This window comes from Saccharopolyspora hattusasensis (assembly GCF_050972075.1).
GTDB lineage: Bacteria > Actinomycetota > Actinomycetes > Mycobacteriales > Pseudonocardiaceae > Saccharopolyspora > Saccharopolyspora hattusasensis.
This window is the reverse complement of record NZ_JBPCDC010000001.1, coordinates 5,932,341-5,948,417: the sequence shown is the minus strand read 5'-3', so window position 1 is coordinate 5,948,417 and position 16,077 is coordinate 5,932,341. Positions and strand designations below refer to the sequence as shown.

The following is a 16,077-nucleotide window of genomic DNA, read 5'->3' as shown; positions in this document are numbered from 1 at the left end:
CAGAGTGAGCAGCCTAGCTACTCAGCTGGGGAACGGTTTTGTCTCCGTGCCGCCCTTCGGTGAACTGTTAGCGATCCCATGATCTCAGAAACCCGCTTAGCACAGGTTGTAACGTGAGGCCTACTTGCACCGGGACAGACTAAAGCCATGCGCAGCCTCTAATGCCGACCAGGTCTGGCGCACCCGTGATCGTCGACGAACAACGCCTCGCTCTGTCAGCGCCACTCATCCACGCAGCCGCTTGACGACGCGCAGGGGAACCCCGCTTTGCCGGGGACTGGTTATCTGGGTTCGTTAGGAGCTGGAATGGAATTACCTATTCTTTTGCGGGGTGGATGATATAATTCCAGTCGCCGTGGAACTCGCTCCGGGTGATCGGGATGGATTCTTTCTGCTGTTTGGTGAGTTTTATCTTCGTGGGGTAGAGGTTGGGATCGAGTTCGCATCGTATGGTTAGACCGGCCGCGGTTGTGGTGTTGGCGATCAGGTTGACGACGGTTTGATATGTTTCCAGTGGTCGGCCTCGCCAGTTGAGGCTGATCTGGGAGAACAGGCGGTGTTCGATCTTGTTCCATTTGCTTGTGCCGGGTGGGTAACGGCATACAGCGATTTCCAAGCCGGTTGCCGCGGACAGGCGAGCCAGTTCGTGCTTCCACAGCCAAGGGCGAGATCCGTTTGATCCGCCGCCGTCGGCGGTGATGAGCAGACGGCGGGCGTTCGGATATTTCTTCTGTCCCATCTGCTGCCACCATGCTTCGATCGTCGCCACCGCGAAGACGGACGTGTCGTGATCGACGCCGACTGAGACCCATGCGCTATCATCGGCAATGTCATACACTCCGTACGGGATGGCTTTTCCTTCCGCCGAGCTCGGGAAATCATAGGTGGAAACCTCGACTGGCGTTCTCGCAGGCCGCCATTCCCTGCCAGCCTGCGCGAACCGTCCGACCAGCTCTTTCTTTTTTGTATCAACACTGATCACCGGGTCACCCGCGGCTAGGAAGTCCTCGGCCAGCGAGTTGATGTACCGGAACTGTGCGTCGCGGTCGGGATGCTGCGTGCCTTCCAGCGTCTTGCGGGTGGCTTGCAAGCTGAAGCCGAGTGCCGCGAGGATCTTCGCGACCACCGTATGACTGACGGAGTGGCCCATCTCAGTCAATTCCCTGGCAAGGTTGCGGGTCGACTTCGTCGTCCAGCGCAACGGCGATTCCGGATCTCCGCGGGTACCGGGTTCGATCAGAGAATTCAATGCATCGACCAGCTCCGGGTTGGCGTCTTCCGCTTTCTTCCGGCCGCCTCCACGCGCCCGCACGCGGCCCGATGCCCCTCGGCTCTCGACCGCGTCCAGATCACGCATTCCGCATTTGATGGTCGATCGCGCCATCCCTGTTGCCCGGTGCACTTCCGCAATCCCGCCACGGCCCCAAGACTTCGCTTCCGCCCCCAATGCTAGGCGACGGTCGCGTTCATTCAGTCGGGGCAGCAGTTCAGCTAACCGGACCGCCATCGCCTCACGCTCACCGGATCGATCGATCGCCACACGAAGATCATACATCGAAGCAGGTAACCGATCAGCAACAAATCGATTAGTTATTTAATAACAGCCCCTTAGGATCGGGATCGGTAGGTTGTGTCGCCGGTGCCATTGTCTCCTCATACACGTCGGGTGAGATTCCGCCGAGCCCTGCTTGGCGGCAGCGGGATTCTACTAGCCGTCGATGTAGCACAGCAGCGTGGCGTCCACTAACCAAGGCCGCGGCGGTGTCTCGCGAATCTGTCTTACAGCCCGGTCGTCGGCGCATGCGTAACGGCGCGAATCCGGATCTTTCCCCGTCTGCGTCCCCGGAAAAAGTTGAACGCCACCCGATTGTTTATTCGGACACGCTTGAGATAGCTCGTTGTGGTGAGGCAGCATTCCGCTCCGGAAGGTGCGCGTGCCGGTGTAGTGCAATGCTTGTGAACCTACGTAACGCCGCAGGCAACCAAAGCTGAGATCAGTCAGATACGGTTCTGCACGCAAAAGGTCGGTCCAGCACGGCACCGTGCATTGAGGAGGTATGAGATGGCGGCGCGAGGGCTGGGCGTTCGCAATACGACGAGAGTCGCTTATACTCCAGGCGTCGGTGTGTTCTCCGTGGGGCTTGTTCTCTCGAACTGTGCAGCCTCGACCGCGAACCCGCAATGGAATCCGCCCCTGTGCGCGACGGAGCCCGCCCCGCCGACCACCACCGCGCCGATCCCGCCGCCTATCACCACGGGCCCTGACACGTGGAGCTTCGTGGCCGAGCCGACGCTTCATCCCATGCGGGTCGACGTGACAACGCAGAAGGAAGGCACCGCGCCCGGGCAGATCTTCCTCGCCCCGTACAACTTCGACAGGCCGATCGGACAGACCGGCGCCCTGATCAACGATATTGATCCGGGTGGCAAATGTGTGATGTCAGGCGGCGTAGCGGACTTCGGGTTTGCCGAAGTAGGAGCGAACTCGGTCGGGCAGCTTCTGGAGGCGGTGGAGGAAGGAGCGGACCGCTTGTTTCAACTCGTCGCGGGTTTTCGGGGCTGTGCTGGTGGACATGGTGCGTTTGAGGTCGGCATTGAGTATCTCGTCGGGGTTGAGTTCGGGGCTGTATCCGGGCAGGAAGTGCATCTCGATCGCCTCAGCGTGCTTGGTGATCCATTGCTGGATGGTCTTGCGGCGGTGGACGGGGTGTCCGTCAACGATCAGGTGGACCTTGCGGTCCAGATGGCGGGTCAGCCGGTCCAGGAACCGCAGGAACACCTTGCCGTTGAACGAGCCGGTGTAGACGGTGAAGTACAGCTCGCCTTTGTTCCCGATCGCGCACATGGCGTTCACGCTGAATCGTTTGCCCGTTTTGCCCACCACCGGTGTCTGGCCCGCCGGTGCCCAGGTGCGGGCTACGGTGGCGTCGGAGCGGATCCCGGTCTGGTCCAGCCACAGGATCAGTGCGCCCTCGCGGCGGGCGCGGGCGGCGATGGCCGGGTAGTCCTCCTCCAGCCATCGGCGCACCGACTCGGGGTCCTGTTCGTAGGCCTTGCGGATCGGTTTCTGCGGCGACAATCCCCAGGAACGCAGGTAGTTGCCGACGGTGCGCAGGTTCAACACGATGCCGTGGCGCACCCGGATCAGCTCGGCCACTGTCTTGCGGGTCCACACCAGGCCGGTCAGCCCGAACGTGGCCGGGGTGTGCTCGGCCACCGCATACCGCAGCTTGCGCTGCCGGCGGGCACTCAACGCTTTCTGCTCGCCGGGCTTGCGACCCCGGCGACGCCCGGTGAGACCCTTCGAGCCACGTTTCCGCCACGCCTGCACCCATCTGGACACCGACTGCGGGGCCACCGCGAACACCCGGGCCGCCTCGACCTGACTCATCCCACCATGAACAGCAGCGACCACCCTGCGCCGCAAATCCTCCTGCGCCTCAGGCGACAACCTCCGCGCGTCCCGCACACCAGCGATCATGCCAGAACAACGAAGATCACACCTATAAGTTCCCGATCAATAACTCGGGCAATCCAGTCTGGTTTCGCCCGCTGCCCTTCTCAAACCTGCAGAACGCCGACTTCAAAGTCCAGAAATATCGCAACCCCAAGACCGGGAAAGCACAACCCGCGTTGACCTTCTGGCAGGGAACCATCACCATTCCACCCGCGTACACGAACCTGCCTGCCGGAGCGCCACAACCGGGCGGATGCTACTACGTTTACGATGATCACTATCGCCTGCTGAAGACAGTGAGGATTATTCAGGCGCATCAAAATTCAGTCGCCGACCGGCGTGTTGACATAAGCGGCGGTCCGTTTAATGCGAGAATTGGGTTACCACACTCAAAATCGCAAGAAAGCGGACCACCTGTATGTATCATACCACCGGCCTCACCGTGCCACAGATCGCCGACTTATGTGAGCTGATCAGGATGGAAACCGGGCAAGAGAACCAGCCGTGGCCACCGATTCTAGGATTGTGGAACTCTGTGGTCGTTGCGCTGACCTATATGAGGCGCAATCGGGTCCAAGCGGAAATCGCAGAAACCTACGGAGTTTCCCAGCCGTCCATCAGTCGTGCGGTTACCACAGTGACGCCACTGATCAACCAGGTGCTCGCGAGGTTCGTGCCCACCGCCGACGAGTTGGACGACCGGCAGCAGTACATCGTCGACGGCACGCTGCTGCCCTGCTGGTCCTGGTCCTCGCACCCGGAGTTGTACTCGGGCAAGCACAAGACCACCGGTATGAACGTGCAGATCGCCTGTACGGTCGACGGCCAGCTCAGGTGGATCTCCGATCCGATTGATGGCAGCCGGCACGACTCGTACTGCCTCGGTGAATCTGACGTGCTGTTGACACTGACGCCCGCCAACTGGATAGGCGACAAAGGATACGTGGGCAACGACATGCTCACGCCGATCAAGAAACCTGAATGCCGCGAATTGCTGGACTGGGAGAAAGAATTCAACACGCAGATCAACAGGATTCGCTACGTCATCGAGCAGGTGATCGCTAACTTCAAGACCTGGCGCATCCTGCACACCGACTACCGGCGCCCCATCGAGACCTTCCGTAAAACCATCTCCACCGTTGTCGCCCTGCATTTCTTCGCCTCAGCGTGAATAACCCTCAGTATTCCCACACAACGGCTTCAGCGCCGACGAGCACGAATTCCTGCTGACCGACAGGGGGACCGCGCTCTTCATCGCCACCAAACCGGTGCCCATGGATCTGCACCCCTACGGGGGCCCAGAAAGTGGCGCCATCCTCGACAGTCAGGTCCAGGAGGTCGACCTCGCGACGGGTGAGCTCATTTTCTCCTGGGACATGCTCGATCACGTGGACCCTGCCGATTCCGAAGTACCTGCCTCAAGCGCATCATCATCCGGGGGCGTGTGGGACGCCTACCACATGAACTCGATCGACGAAGGCCCTAGCGGACAACTGTTGATCTCCGCCCGGAACACGTGGGCCGTCTACAACGTCAACAAGAGTAAAGGGAAAGCCATCTGGCAACTCGGCGGCAAGAAGAGTGACTTCGACCTCGGCCCGAACGGGGCATTCTTCTGGCAACATGATGCCAGATTCCGCCCTGGAAACCGGATCAGCATGTTCGACGACGGGTGCTGCGAACCAATGGACAGTCCACCCCAACAGCAGTCCCATGGGCTGACCCTGAACCTCGACTTCCGCAACCGCAAGGCAACCGTTGATCGGACCTATTGAGCCTTTCCGCGTAACCCTTGGTTGCTTTGTGTGATCATCTTCTGTAATGGTCATGTGGTGCGGGCGTGTTCGTGGTGGAGCAGGACCAGGGCAGCTGCGGCGATGGTGCCGATGCGCCAGGGGCAGCCGCCAGGGCGTGTGCAAGGTTGATCTGAGGGTTGCGGCGGGTTTCTGTCCAGGTGGGACGCGAGACGAGGGCGCGGTTTCCGGTGGGAGATCATCGGGTTGTCCAAGCCGTGACGGTCTATCCAGGAGCCGCGCTCTTGTGTTCTTGGCTTCCCTGATTCGGGTTGTGCTTGACCGGCCCACCGTCACAGTCGAGTCCTTGCGGGGTCGTGTGGACGGTCTCTGGCGGGCTCTGGAGGCGGTGGGCGGGGAATCCTGTATGTGTTGCCGTTGCTGCCGACTCTGCCGGCCCTGGCGGTGAACGCCGGTGCGAAGACGTTCATCGAGTCCGCCTCGGCGGAGAGAACCCGCAAGTTCCATTGAAATCGAACCTTCGATTTCAATGGAACTTGCGGAACTTCGGCGTGTCGCACCCCGACACGCCGATGCCTGTGGACAACCTCCGCAATTTCAATGGAAATCGTGGGCGGGCACGGACGTGCCAGGGCCCGCAGCCTGAAAGGTCCTTGTTCTGGACGGAAACCTGCGAACCGATCTGCTCGGGGCCCGGCAGGGCATCCGGATATGGCGCTGGCGCCGCCCGAACGGCAAAGCCGCCGGTATCGAAACGGTCCACCACCTGGCCAACCTGCCACCCACCGCCCTATCCGAAACTACCTAAACCGGACAGGTCAACCTTGCACACGCCCTGGGGCAGCCGCGTTGGCGGCGTAGTGCTTTGTAGGTGGTTTTGAGTAGTGAGTTGGCGCGTTCGCCTAGGCAGCGCAGCGCGCCGTGGACTGCGTTGTAGGCCTGTTGGTCGACGGTCAGTTCCCCGTCTTTGGGTTTTTTGAATGGGATCGTGAAGGTGTCCGGGGCGCCTTCGTAGCCGAGATCGGCCAGGGCGTGGCTGCCCTCGCTGATCCAGTCGGCGACCCGCTCCAGCAGTTCGGGGTCGGCGCGGGCGGCGGTCATGTCGTGCTCGCGTCCGGGCCGCACGTCGGAGACCCATAGCGGCGACCCGTCCGGGGCGGACACTACCTGGATGTTGCCGCCGTGATGTTTGTGCTTTCCGCTCCACCACAAATCGACGCCCTTGGTCGGGCCAGGGATGGAGATCCGGTCGGTGTGGATCAACGTCCCGTCCACGATCACGAACGAATGCCCCGCCATCTTCGCCGCCAGCAACGCCCCGTGCAACGTCGGTCGGCGGGCCGCCAGCACCGCGATACCCTCGTCGCGGTACTCATACGCCGTCGACTTCGAGATCCTGTTATCCCTGGCCAACGCCGACATCCGGGTGTCGTCCAGGAACCAGCGCAACACCAGCACCGCCTGCTTGTAGGTGCTCAGCTTGCGCCGTCCCGCACGAGTACCACGCCGCAGCCGCTCGGCATGCAACAACCCGGACAAGAACAACACCGTGTCCTCGGATACGTCCAGGACAGCCTCGTATGTGACACTCATAGCAGCGCGGGTTCCCTACGAAGTTGATCTGTGGAAGGACTACTTCGTACCAGGGATCCCGCGCTCTCATGTGGACAGCCCCACACCAAACCCCAAGATCAACACAGCGCGTCACCAACCGTTACCCGGAATGGCTCACTGTCGGTCGTCGTCGAGCATTTCCCCCAGGCCGGCTTCGAGACGGAGATCCCGACGAGCAATCCAGGACCATATTTCCAGGTCAGGGCCCTAGATGCGACGGGAAATGTCATCGGCAAGTCCAAAGTCGTGAAACTGCCCCGATAGCGGTCGACCAGCTTCGCGGCACGAGCTCCGGGCATCGTGAGATGAGGGAGTGCACCCTACATGGGCTGGGCGACTCAACCAGGACCCGATCCAGGCTATCGGCTCCACCTGGAAATGCATGCAGGCGAACTCGACGGCACATGGTACGCGAAGTATTGGAATCCGGTAATGGCGCCTACCGGACCACGTCAGATCACTCTCGGTCCGCAGGCGCTTGCAGGTGCGTTTCCTTCGACGATGGCTCCATGCACATCGCGGCGCTGCCCCACATGCCTAGCGGCGTCGCCGATCATGGGGCATGGTCGTTCTGGTGACATACCACAGAGTCCGTCGCCGCGCCCGCTGCGAATCCATTGAGTCGATCCGCAAGCACCTGATCACCCCCGCCGGTCAAGGGCGTGTGCAAGGTTTACCTGTCCGGTTTAGTTCGTTTCGGGTAGTAGATCCAGGAGTCGCTCGGGTTTGCGGTTGCCGGCGCGGAGCGCGGGCCGGATGCTCGTGGCTCCGGCCTGGCGGTGCAGGGCGATCGCGGTGTTGCGTAGTACCGCGAGGTTTTGGGGTGCGTTGCTGGTGCGGGCCCGGTGGAGGTCTTCGTCGAAGGCGACGTCACACACCAGGTGAAGGCGATTTTCTACGCCCCATGCCCTTGAACCAGTTCTGCCGGCTCAGCGGGGCTGGCGGAGGTGGGTGGCAGGTTGGTCAGGTAGTGGACCGTTTCGATACTGGCGGCTTTGCCGTTCGGGCGGCACCAGCGCCGTATCCGGATGGCCTGCCGGGCCCCGAGCAGGTCGGTTCGCAGGTTTTCGTCCAGAGCAAGGACTTTCAGGCTGCGGGTCTCGGCACGCCCGTGCCCGCGGCCGCGGTTCTGTTCGCCAGGCGGACTCGGGTCCAGGGCAGGGTTTTCAGCTGTTGGTACAGGCCAGGCCGGTTGCCTTCGACCGGGAGCAGCCAGAACGCCCCCACCTTCTCCACCTCGGAGACGAAGGTGGCGCCGGCGTGTTTGGCATCGGCGGTGATCACCACTTTCTCCAACGCTTTCCGTCCCAGCCGAGCCAGCAGGTCGCGGGCTGCGGCGTTCTCATCGCCGGCCTCCACCTCGGTCTGGCCGAGAACCTCGCCACGCAGTTCATCGCGGCCACCACTTGTGTTCGGGGCATGATGGCTTTCCCGGGTAGCCGCGGCCCGCATCATTTTCCCGTCGAGGCGACCGCCTTCGCTCGTTGGCCGTCCCGGGCCGTCCAGCCGGATAAGGCCTGGTCGAGCTCACCATGGCCGACTAGGGTCAACACCCGCGCGAAGGTCCAGCCCGACGGGGTACCCGACCACGAGCACACACCGCGCTCGGCGGAGAAACCAGGCCGGCAGGTCCGCGGCATACTCGGCGATCTCGATGAACGTCTTCGCCCCGGCGGTCACCGCCAGCACCGCCAAGGCCAGCAGCAACGGCAACCGATACAGGATTCCCCGCCCATCGCGGGGATCGCTCACCGCCTCCAGAGCCTGCCAGAGACCGTCCACATGACTGTCATTTGCCACGAGGAAGGGACCGGGGTATTGCCGCGGGGATGGGACCACGTGGTCGGCTCAGTGAGCATCGTGGTCTCCCGTCGTGGTGGTGTCAATGGACGCGCCGGAGGGCGCGTGTCCGGGTTTCTGTCGTTGCCGGTAGGACTCGCCCTCGATGACGAGTTCGTGAGTGGTGGAGGTGAGCCGGTCGACGGCGGATTGGGCGAGGAGGGGGTCGCTCATCATGGCCAGCCACTCGGCAGGCTCGCGGTTGGAGGTCAGCACGGTGGACGCGGTGTGGTGACGGGCCACGACGAGCTCGTAGAAGTCGGCGGTCTCGGTGGCGTGCAGGGGCTGGAGTGCGAAGTCGTCGATGAGCAGGAGCCGGACCTGGGTCAGCCGGCGCATCTCGGCCTCGACGCTGTTGTCGAGGCGGGCGGCTTTGAGTCGTTTGAACAGCGCGTCGGCGCGGAGCATGAGCACGCTGTGGCGGCGGCGGACGGCGATGTGCCCGAGCGCGGTGGCCAGGTGGGTCTTGCCGACCCCGACCGCTCCGAGCAGGCAGGCTCCGTGGGGCCCGTCGAGGAATCGCAGGCTGGTGAGTTCGTTCCAGAGGGTGCGGTCGTAGCGCACCGCGGCGGACTCGTCCCAGGTTTCGATGCGCATGCCGGGGTCGAGGCCGGCTTTGCGGGCCCGTAGCTGCGCGGACTGGGTGTCGCGGCGGGTGGCCTCGTCGGCCAGCACGAGCTCGAGGAACGCCGCGTGCGAGAGGTGCTGCTGTTTGGCCAACGTGAGCCGTTCGGGCAGCGTGTGGAGCATCTTGCCGAGCTTGAGCGCCCGCAGCACCTGCTTGAGCTCGGGTGAGACTGGGTCGATCATCGTTGTGGCGCTCATCGGGTCGTCGCCTCCCCTCCGCCGTCGATCACTTTCATCCAGTACGGCTTGACCCGCCGGAACTCGCGCGGATCGCGGGCGAAGCGGGCTGGGGTGGCCGCTCGTGCGGCCGCCGGCGCCGGGGTGGGGGTGTTCTCGGTGGCGTGCTCCAGCATCGAGGCGATCTTGGTGACGGAGATGACGTCGATGTCCAGGGCTTTCCCGCACGCGGTGTCGGCTGGTCCGGAGCCATAGCGTTTGGCCAGCCCGAGCAGCCGGTAGACCTGCCGCATCCGGGTCCAGGGCAGCTTGTCGTCGAGCAGTCGTTCCGCGTAGATGCCGACGTTCTCGCCGTGCGCGGCGGCGGCGCGGGTCAGCCGCTGCAGGTCACGCAGCGCGTAGGCGGTCTTCTCGGCGGGCAGGTCTTCGGGGTCGGTGCAGCGGCCACCGGGGCGCTGCCGGGGATGGGTCTTGATCAGCTGGCCGCGGTGGAACAGCTTGACCAGTTCCGCGTCCGCGCGGGCTTGGACCTGCTGGCCGATGTAGGCCTTCGGGGCCGAGTACAGCGCCTTGCCAACCTGAACGTGGTAGTCGCGGTGCACTTTGACCTCGACATAGATCGGCACCTCATACGGCGTCTCGGGGGCGGGCAGCAGCGCGGTGGCCTCGTGCTCGGCGAACACCTCCGCCGGGCGGGCGTGGATCGTGCCATGGATCCGCAGCCCGGCCTTGTCCCGGCACCAGGTCTCGGCGCGGGCCTGGGCGTCGGCCAGGTCCACAAAGGTCTCGCCAGCGAAGAAGTTGCCGCGTACGTACTGCACAGTCCTCTCGACCCGAGGTTTGTCCTGGGGTGAGCGGACCCTGGCCGCGTCCGTGACGAAGCCCCTGGCCTGCGCGTACTCCAGCCAGCCCACGGTGAACTGCGGATTGACCGCGTCCGCCTTGGCCACCATCGCCGACGCGTTATCCGGGATCAGCACCCGGAACACTCCATCGAAGTGCCGCCACGCCGCCTCGCACCCGGCCACGACGGCCTCCAGCGTCTGCGCAAAGGTCAGCCACACGAACATGTGCCGCGAGAACACCGCCGTGAAGATCAACGCGTGCACCACGCGGCGCCGCCCCGCCGACGGGTCATACAGCAGCCCCATCTTGGCGAAGTCGATCTGGCACTCCACGCCCGGCGTGCCATCGGCCACCCGCACCGTGTCTCCAGCGCCACGGCCCCGGTAGCCGGTGCGCTCCACGCAGAAACGGTGCAGCGTCCGATGCGGCACCACCACCCCCTGGCGGGCCAGCAACTCCCCGATCTTGACCACCGTCAGGTCCTTGCCGACCCACTCCACGATCTGCTCACGCTCGGTCTCCAGGCTCTCCCACGCCGAGCCACGACCAGCCGGGCGATCCGGGCGCACCCCGGCCACCACCTGCCCGATCAGCTCGTCGGTCAGCTGATCCTCGCCGCCGTCACGATCCAGCCCCGCCGCCACCGCCGCATCGGTGTAGCGGCGGACCGTCTTACGGTCCACCCCGGCCTGCTCAGCCACCCTCCGCAGACCCTTACCCGCCATCCAGGCCCGCAACATCTCCCGAACTTCGATCACAGCAACCTCCCGGTACGCCATCCCACAGGACCTCCAAGTCGATCAACTTGGATCGATCCCATGTGGACAATCGAGAACCGTCCCGGCACGACACGCCAGGTGGTCCCATTAGTGGCAACCAAGTGGTCCCATGACCATGGCAAAACACCCGCTTCAGTGGTCCCTAGTTCGTGGCAGCTGACACACATGACCCCGCAGGGACTCGGCAGTGAGGGCGGTCAAGCACAACCGGAATCGGGGAAGATAAGGACACGAGGCCGCGGCTCCTGGGTAGACCGTCACTCTTATAAAACCCGATGATCTCCCACCGGAAACCGCGCCCTCGTCTTGAGTCCCGCCTGGTCAGAAACCCGCCGCAACCCTCAGATCAACCTTGCACACGCCCTGCCCGCCGGTCCATCGGCGCCATCAGCCGACTCCTGGATCATCTGTGCGGTTGAGGAAGCAAAGCCTTGTCTAGCCCCGCCGACCAGAGCTCTAACGGGGTGAGTTCGGCCCGACGAGTTCGACAGCCTTTGCTACCTGACCTGCTCCGTCCTCGTCTGCGATGCGCTCTGCTACCCAGCGAGCGCGGCGTCGGTAGGCGCTGTCTTGGACAACGCCGCAGATGGCTGTAGCCAGGCGCGCACTGCTTAGCTCCCGCAACGCTATCGGTCCAGGACTAACGCCCAGCGCCGCCAGGCGTGCCGCCCAGAACGGTTGGTCGAGCCACACCGGTATTGGTATGGCTGGAATCCCAGCCCGTAGTCCAGCCGCAGTGGTCCCTGCGCCAGCCGCGTGTATTAGCGCGGCTGTGCGTGGAAAAAGCCACTCATGGGGGACTTCACCGATAGTCAGCACGTCGTCGGAGTGGCTTTCCAGACCTCCCCAACCTCTTTGGACAATACCGCGCACTCCCGCGATCCGAAGCGCATCTACCACGGTAGCGACCAACTGCTCGGGGTTTGTGACGATCATACTTCCGAGACCGACGAAAACTGGTGGTGGTCCCGACTCCAGGAAGTCCACCAATGTGGGAATCGGACGCCATCCACGTGAGTGAGCGGGCCAAAGGTAACCGGCGACCTGTGCTCCGGACCGCCAATCCGAGGGGCGAGGAACCACAGTCGGACTGAACGCGTGCAGGACTGGCCAATCGCTGCGTTCGCGGGTTCGGAAACTCCCTGTGTTCGCAGTGGACAGACCCAGATCTCTGCGCAGCGCGCGTTCAACGGGTGCGTATGCGAAATCGGTCAAAGCCATTAGGGCATAGGCGGCAGCACGGTTGCCTGCGCGGCCGATCTGTCGCTTCCAGCCCAGAAAAGCAGGTGGAAAGTCACCCGTTGGCGTTATGGGTTGGAGCGAGACGCCGATGCTGGGTACGCCGAGGGCGTCCGCTACAGCGCTTCCTGCCCGGACTGCAGTCGTGGATAGCAGTATGACGTCCACACCATGCTCTGCGGCTGCCAGGATCCCATGCCCGAATTCGCGAAGAAACTCCCGCCCCAGCCGTGCCGCGTGCAACAGGGCAGCGGGCCCGCTTCCTGAACGGACTAGCCTCTGGCCTTCGCGCGAGCTCAGTTGCACGAGAGGATCCACCGGCAGGGCACGGAATTCGAGACCTCGGCACCGTACCGCCTCGGCGAACGGCATGTGGGTGGCAAGGGCCACCTCGTGACCAGATTCCTGCAGTCGCACCGCGAGACCCGTGTAGGGCAGCACATCCCCGGACGTGCCCGCAGTCGCAATAAGTATGCGCATGATCTCGGATTGTTGCAGAGCTTGTTCCCGGCTAGTGGATGAAACTCGGGGCGAGTCCCTGTCAATGGCCATTCGTTTCACTGGCCGCGGACAAGTCCCTCTGGCGACTCCGGGAGGGTCGCGCCGCGTGCCGGCAGACTCAGGGCGACCTTGCCGATCTTCACCACGACGTCAAGCAATTCCACAGCTGACTAGGGTTTCCTCAGCCGCACGACACGCGGTTGCAGTAGATGACGTGGCCGGAGATTCCCCCACCACCACGATTACATCAAGTCAATGCTGGGTGTGGTCACGATGTCCACGATTCATCAGCGATGATGGCCGAGCATGAACCGGAGGCCTCGGTGGCGTCGTTGCGCCGGTGTGTGCGGGCGAATCTGCCCCACGAGAACCATCGGCTGCAGGTGCGGTGGGGAGGATCCACTGCATGGCGAGGAGGGCCAGATCGACTACGGCTGTCTCGGTAGTTAGGTGGAGCCGAGCTCCGGCCGGCGGCGCATGTTGCGCAACGGGGACGCCCGGTCTACTGCGGAGGCGCTGCGAACAACGTTGGGATTGCGGCGAAGTAATCCTTTTCCGGATGCGCCAGCAGCAACGGGCAGGAGTGAGGTAAGGCCCGGGACCGATGACGTGGCGGTCTACTACCGCGCTCAACTGTTGTGGCACCTCGATACACTCGGCTGATCATGGGACCACATCGCCACGCTGATCACCGGCGCCGATCTCCGTAAGTACGTCGCCGACCGCCCACCCGACGAGGTCGCCAAGCTGCACAAGACGGTCATCGCTAGTACGGCAGCCGCACTTTCCGGTTGGGCTATGTTCGCTGGTCACGACGTAGTCGGGTGCGGTGATGGAACCCGCGGGCGCGAGCTTGGTGTCGGCGTCGCCACCAGACCCAGTGCAGGTGGTGGGTTTCGGGGTGGAGCCGACGGGTGACCAGTGTGAATAGTCGTTTGATCTCGGCGACAGTGAGTGCGATCAGGCCGGGATCCTCGGGTGGCTGCTGATCGGGCGTGGTGGGCAAGATTGGTGCTGGAGCTCGGGTTCTGGCTTGGGCTGCGGTGATGGCGCAGACGGCGAGCGCGGCCAGAGTGAGTACGATGTGCCGCAGCAGTGCGGTGTAGAGGCGGACCTGGGAGTGATCAAGTCCGAAGTGGTCTTTTCCGAACTCGAACCCTTCTTCGACTGGCCAGCGCAAGCATGCGACCCGCACGAGGGTCATCAGCGTGATCGGCCGTCCAGCGGGAACGTGACAGTAGTGGTAGGCCAACTCGCCGGTCTGCAAGTGTTTGCGTATCAACAGAAAGTGGCGTGGGCTCGCGGTCGCGATCCAGGCCCAGGCGTACATGCGTTCGCCTTTCGACCCGGTCACCGAGCAGACCTGCCAGGCCCGCTCGTGCTCGCGGCTGGCCAGGTGCGTGGCCACGGTAGCGTCCGCGCGTATCCGCTCACCCGTTGGCAACTCGATGGTGAAGGCGCACCCGACGCGCATCACGTACCCGATCTCGTTGTCCTCCAAGAAAGTCCTTAGCGGGCCCGATCGGCCATAAACCTCGTCGCCCGCCACCCACGGCGGTATCGTCTCATCCGAGATCATGTCAAAAAGAATGTCTTGCGCCAGTTGCGGTTTCGTTCGAAACTCGGTCTTGTCGGGAACACCGAGCGCGACACGGCGATCAGGATCGTCGAGCTGTTCGGCCGGCACATAGATACGGGCACCGACCAGCGCGTGCCCGCCGGGGGTGGCGTACGAACAATAGACTGTGTTCACCCCATTCGCGACCCGGCCCGCGCAGCCCATGTACTGCCGTTTGGCGCCCGCAGTGCATTCCCCCTGTTTCTCCTGACCGGACTCGTCCAGCGCCACCACCCGCAACGGCTGGTCTCCTAACTGGTCGACCACGAACCGTCGCACCACCCCCTGAACCTGATCGTGGTCCCACACCGCGTGATTGAGCAGCCGCTGCATCCGATCCGGAGTCCGGTCTCCCGCGTGCTCGGCGATGGTCCACCCGTTCTTGCGCGGCAGATCACTCATCAACCCGGACATGTACTTCCTGGCCTGCCCAAACGGCTTCGCCCGCGCGAAACACGGCCTCAACCGTCCGTGCAGCACCTCCAGGTTCGCCACCGCACGCGCACCCTCTACCATGACAGCCGCAGCCGCCTCACGATCTTCTTGCGTCACAACATGATCATCGCGAGGCGGCTGCCCGCCTGATTAACCGGGCCCCCTCAACGCCCCTGACCAGCCAAGATCACCAAAGTGCGGCTGCCGTACTAGCCTCGAATCCGCACAACCGCTGAACATCGACACCCAGGGTGCGCCACATCAAGCGATCCGCGAGCCGCACCATCAGATCCAACAACGCATGCTTTCGTGATCTTGTGTCGCGAAAGCAGCGTGCAGTGGTTTCCCTTGATCAACTTTAAGTTGATCAAGGGATCTTTTTTCGGAGATGGATTTCCACCTCACCTGATCAGCTGGGTTATGGCCGTGGAAATCTCCCAAATAATGACGACGCTGCGTGATCATGCCTCCGCTTGAGTGGGAATGCTCTCCCTTTAGTGTTGCCCGGCGTGCAAGGTCCACCGATTCAATGCGACGGTTTCTCTGCCGGTCGGCACACCCCGACCCCGGGAATTCCAGCAATTCAACCAGCCGACCTGGCACAGTCCAACATGGATAGGAGCTGAGGAATGCGTACGTCCCTTCGTCTCGTCGGTGTTGCCGCCGCTGCGGCCGCGATGCTGGCCATTGGATCGCCCGCCTTTGCCGGCGGTAAGGACCACGGCAAGGGCCACAAGGGGTCCGAGGAACACTCCTTCGTTTACTCGGGGGCCGAGGGCGGCGACGCCGGTAACGGCGGCAACGGTGGGGTCGGCACGAACACCTGCCTCGGCAGCACTGGCGTGCTCGGCGGCGATGTCTTGTGCAGTGCTGCCGATGGCGGCGCCAGCCTTGGCGGCGATGCCGAATCCCATGCATCGCACGGCAACGGCAACGACACCGAAGATGACGACTGACGTCGCTGCCACGACGAGGGTCTGACCGTCATCGCGGGAGTGTGCCGACCGGCGTACGCCAGTCGGCACACTTCTTTCTGCCACGGCACATTCACGTCGACCGGAAACCAAGGCATTGAAATGCTCTATGACTGGGCCCAATTGACTCGTTGGCATGACATGACACTGGGCACAAATACCCTGACTCCCGCGAGAGAGTTCGAACATTGATTTCCATGCGGTCGTGCCTGATCCA

At 63.3% G+C, this 16,077-nt stretch carries 12 protein-coding genes and 1 pseudogene; 3 read left to right on the top strand and 10 right to left on the bottom strand.

Annotation, left to right across the window (positions count from 1 at the left end; genetic code table 11):
- Positions 1-316 precede the first annotated feature (316 nt).
- Together ACRXBZ_RS28490 and ACRXBZ_RS28485 are read right to left on the bottom strand one after the other, a co-directional pair.
- On the bottom strand, positions 317-1,507 hold the full coding sequence (locus ACRXBZ_RS28490; RefSeq protein WP_433883990.1) for an ISAzo13 family transposase: 1,191 nt from the start codon (positions 1,505-1,507) through the stop codon (positions 317-319).
- 933 nt (positions 1,508-2,440) lie between these two features.
- Positions 2,441-3,481 (bottom strand): IS630 family transposase, encoded by a 1,041-nt coding sequence (locus ACRXBZ_RS28485; RefSeq protein WP_433881693.1) that lies wholly within the window; start codon positions 3,479-3,481, stop codon positions 2,441-2,443.
- Positions 3,482-4,094: 613 nt separating this feature from the next.
- Between ACRXBZ_RS28485 and ACRXBZ_RS28480 the strand changes: the two genes are divergently transcribed.
- Entirely contained in the window at positions 4,095-4,628 is a 534-nt protein-coding gene (locus ACRXBZ_RS28480; RefSeq protein WP_433880486.1) for a transposase family protein, read from the top strand.
- 49 nt (positions 4,629-4,677) lie between these two features.
- A pseudogene (locus tag ACRXBZ_RS28475) lies at positions 4,678-5,232 on the top strand (arylsulfotransferase family protein); the annotation flags it as partial.
- A 505-nt stretch (positions 5,233-5,737) separates the two neighbouring features.
- Here the strand turns inward: ACRXBZ_RS28475 and ACRXBZ_RS28470 are convergent.
- The 8 genes from ACRXBZ_RS28470 to ACRXBZ_RS28435 all read right to left on the bottom strand — a co-directional run bounded on the left by ACRXBZ_RS28470 (position 5,738) and on the right by ACRXBZ_RS28435 (position 15,003).
- On the bottom strand, positions 5,738-5,977 hold the full coding sequence (locus ACRXBZ_RS28470; protein ID WP_433881692.1) for a hypothetical protein: 240 nt from the start codon (positions 5,975-5,977) through the stop codon (positions 5,738-5,740).
- 38 nt (positions 5,978-6,015) lie between these two features.
- Positions 6,016-6,804 (bottom strand): transposase family protein, encoded by a 789-nt coding sequence (locus ACRXBZ_RS28465; RefSeq protein WP_433881691.1) that lies wholly within the window; start codon positions 6,802-6,804, stop codon positions 6,016-6,018.
- Positions 6,805-7,911: 1,107 nt separating this feature from the next.
- Positions 7,912-8,277, bottom strand: a complete 366-nt coding sequence (locus tag ACRXBZ_RS28460; protein ID WP_433881690.1) for a hypothetical protein — start codon at positions 8,275-8,277, stop codon at positions 7,912-7,914.
- 75 nt (positions 8,278-8,352) lie between these two features.
- Complete coding sequence (locus tag ACRXBZ_RS28455) at positions 8,353-8,607, bottom strand: transposase family protein (RefSeq protein WP_433881689.1); 255 nt, start codon at positions 8,605-8,607, stop codon at positions 8,353-8,355.
- 66 nt (positions 8,608-8,673) lie between these two features.
- Complete coding sequence (gene istB, locus ACRXBZ_RS28450) at positions 8,674-9,489, bottom strand: IS21-like element helper ATPase IstB (protein WP_433881682.1); 816 nt, start codon at positions 9,487-9,489, stop codon at positions 8,674-8,676.
- Positions 9,486-11,093, bottom strand: a complete 1,608-nt coding sequence (istA, locus tag ACRXBZ_RS28445; RefSeq protein WP_433881681.1) for an IS21 family transposase — start codon at positions 11,091-11,093, stop codon at positions 9,486-9,488. The genes istB and istA overlap by 4 nt, the downstream gene beginning before the upstream one ends.
- A 456-nt stretch (positions 11,094-11,549) precedes the next feature.
- Complete coding sequence (locus tag ACRXBZ_RS28440; RefSeq protein WP_433881688.1) at positions 11,550-12,812, bottom strand: glycosyltransferase; 1,263 nt, start codon at positions 12,810-12,812, stop codon at positions 11,550-11,552.
- 817 nt (positions 12,813-13,629) lie between these two features.
- Positions 13,630-15,003 carry an IS701 family transposase gene (locus ACRXBZ_RS28435; RefSeq protein ID WP_433881687.1) on the bottom strand — a complete coding sequence of 458 codons (1,374 nt, stop codon included), beginning with the start codon at positions 15,001-15,003 and terminating at the stop codon, positions 13,630-13,632.
- 512 nt (positions 15,004-15,515) lie between these two features.
- Between ACRXBZ_RS28435 and ACRXBZ_RS28430 the strand changes: the two genes are divergently transcribed.
- The gene (locus tag ACRXBZ_RS28430) at positions 15,516-15,842 is read left to right on the top strand and encodes a hypothetical protein (RefSeq protein WP_433881686.1); all 327 of its coding nucleotides are present in this window, start codon (positions 15,516-15,518) and stop codon (positions 15,840-15,842) included.
- Positions 15,843-16,077 lie beyond the last annotated feature (235 nt).

Coding starts and splice junctions, on each gene's coding strand:
- ACRXBZ_RS28440 (WP_433881688.1), bottom strand. CDS start 12,812: ATGCGCATACTTATTGCGACTGCGGGCACGTCCGGGGATGTGCTGCCC.
- istA (WP_433881681.1), bottom strand. CDS start 11,093: ATGGCGTACCGGGAGGTTGCTGTGATCGAAGTTCGGGAGATGTTGCGG.
- ACRXBZ_RS28485 (WP_433881693.1), bottom strand. CDS start 3,481: ATGATCGCTGGTGTGCGGGACGCGCGGAGGTTGTCGCCTGAGGCGCAG.
- ACRXBZ_RS28460 (WP_433881690.1), bottom strand. CDS start 8,277: ATGCGGGCCGCGGCTACCCGGGAAAGCCATCATGCCCCGAACACAAGT.
- ACRXBZ_RS28465 (WP_433881691.1), bottom strand. CDS start 6,804: ATGAGTGTCACATACGAGGCTGTCCTGGACGTATCCGAGGACACGGTG.
- ACRXBZ_RS28430 (WP_433881686.1), top strand. CDS start 15,516: ATGCGTACGTCCCTTCGTCTCGTCGGTGTTGCCGCCGCTGCGGCCGCG.
- istB (WP_433881682.1), bottom strand. CDS start 9,489: ATGAGCGCCACAACGATGATCGACCCAGTCTCACCCGAGCTCAAGCAG.
- ACRXBZ_RS28490 (WP_433883990.1), bottom strand. CDS start 1,507: ATGGCGGTCCGGTTAGCTGAACTGCTGCCCCGACTGAATGAACGCGAC.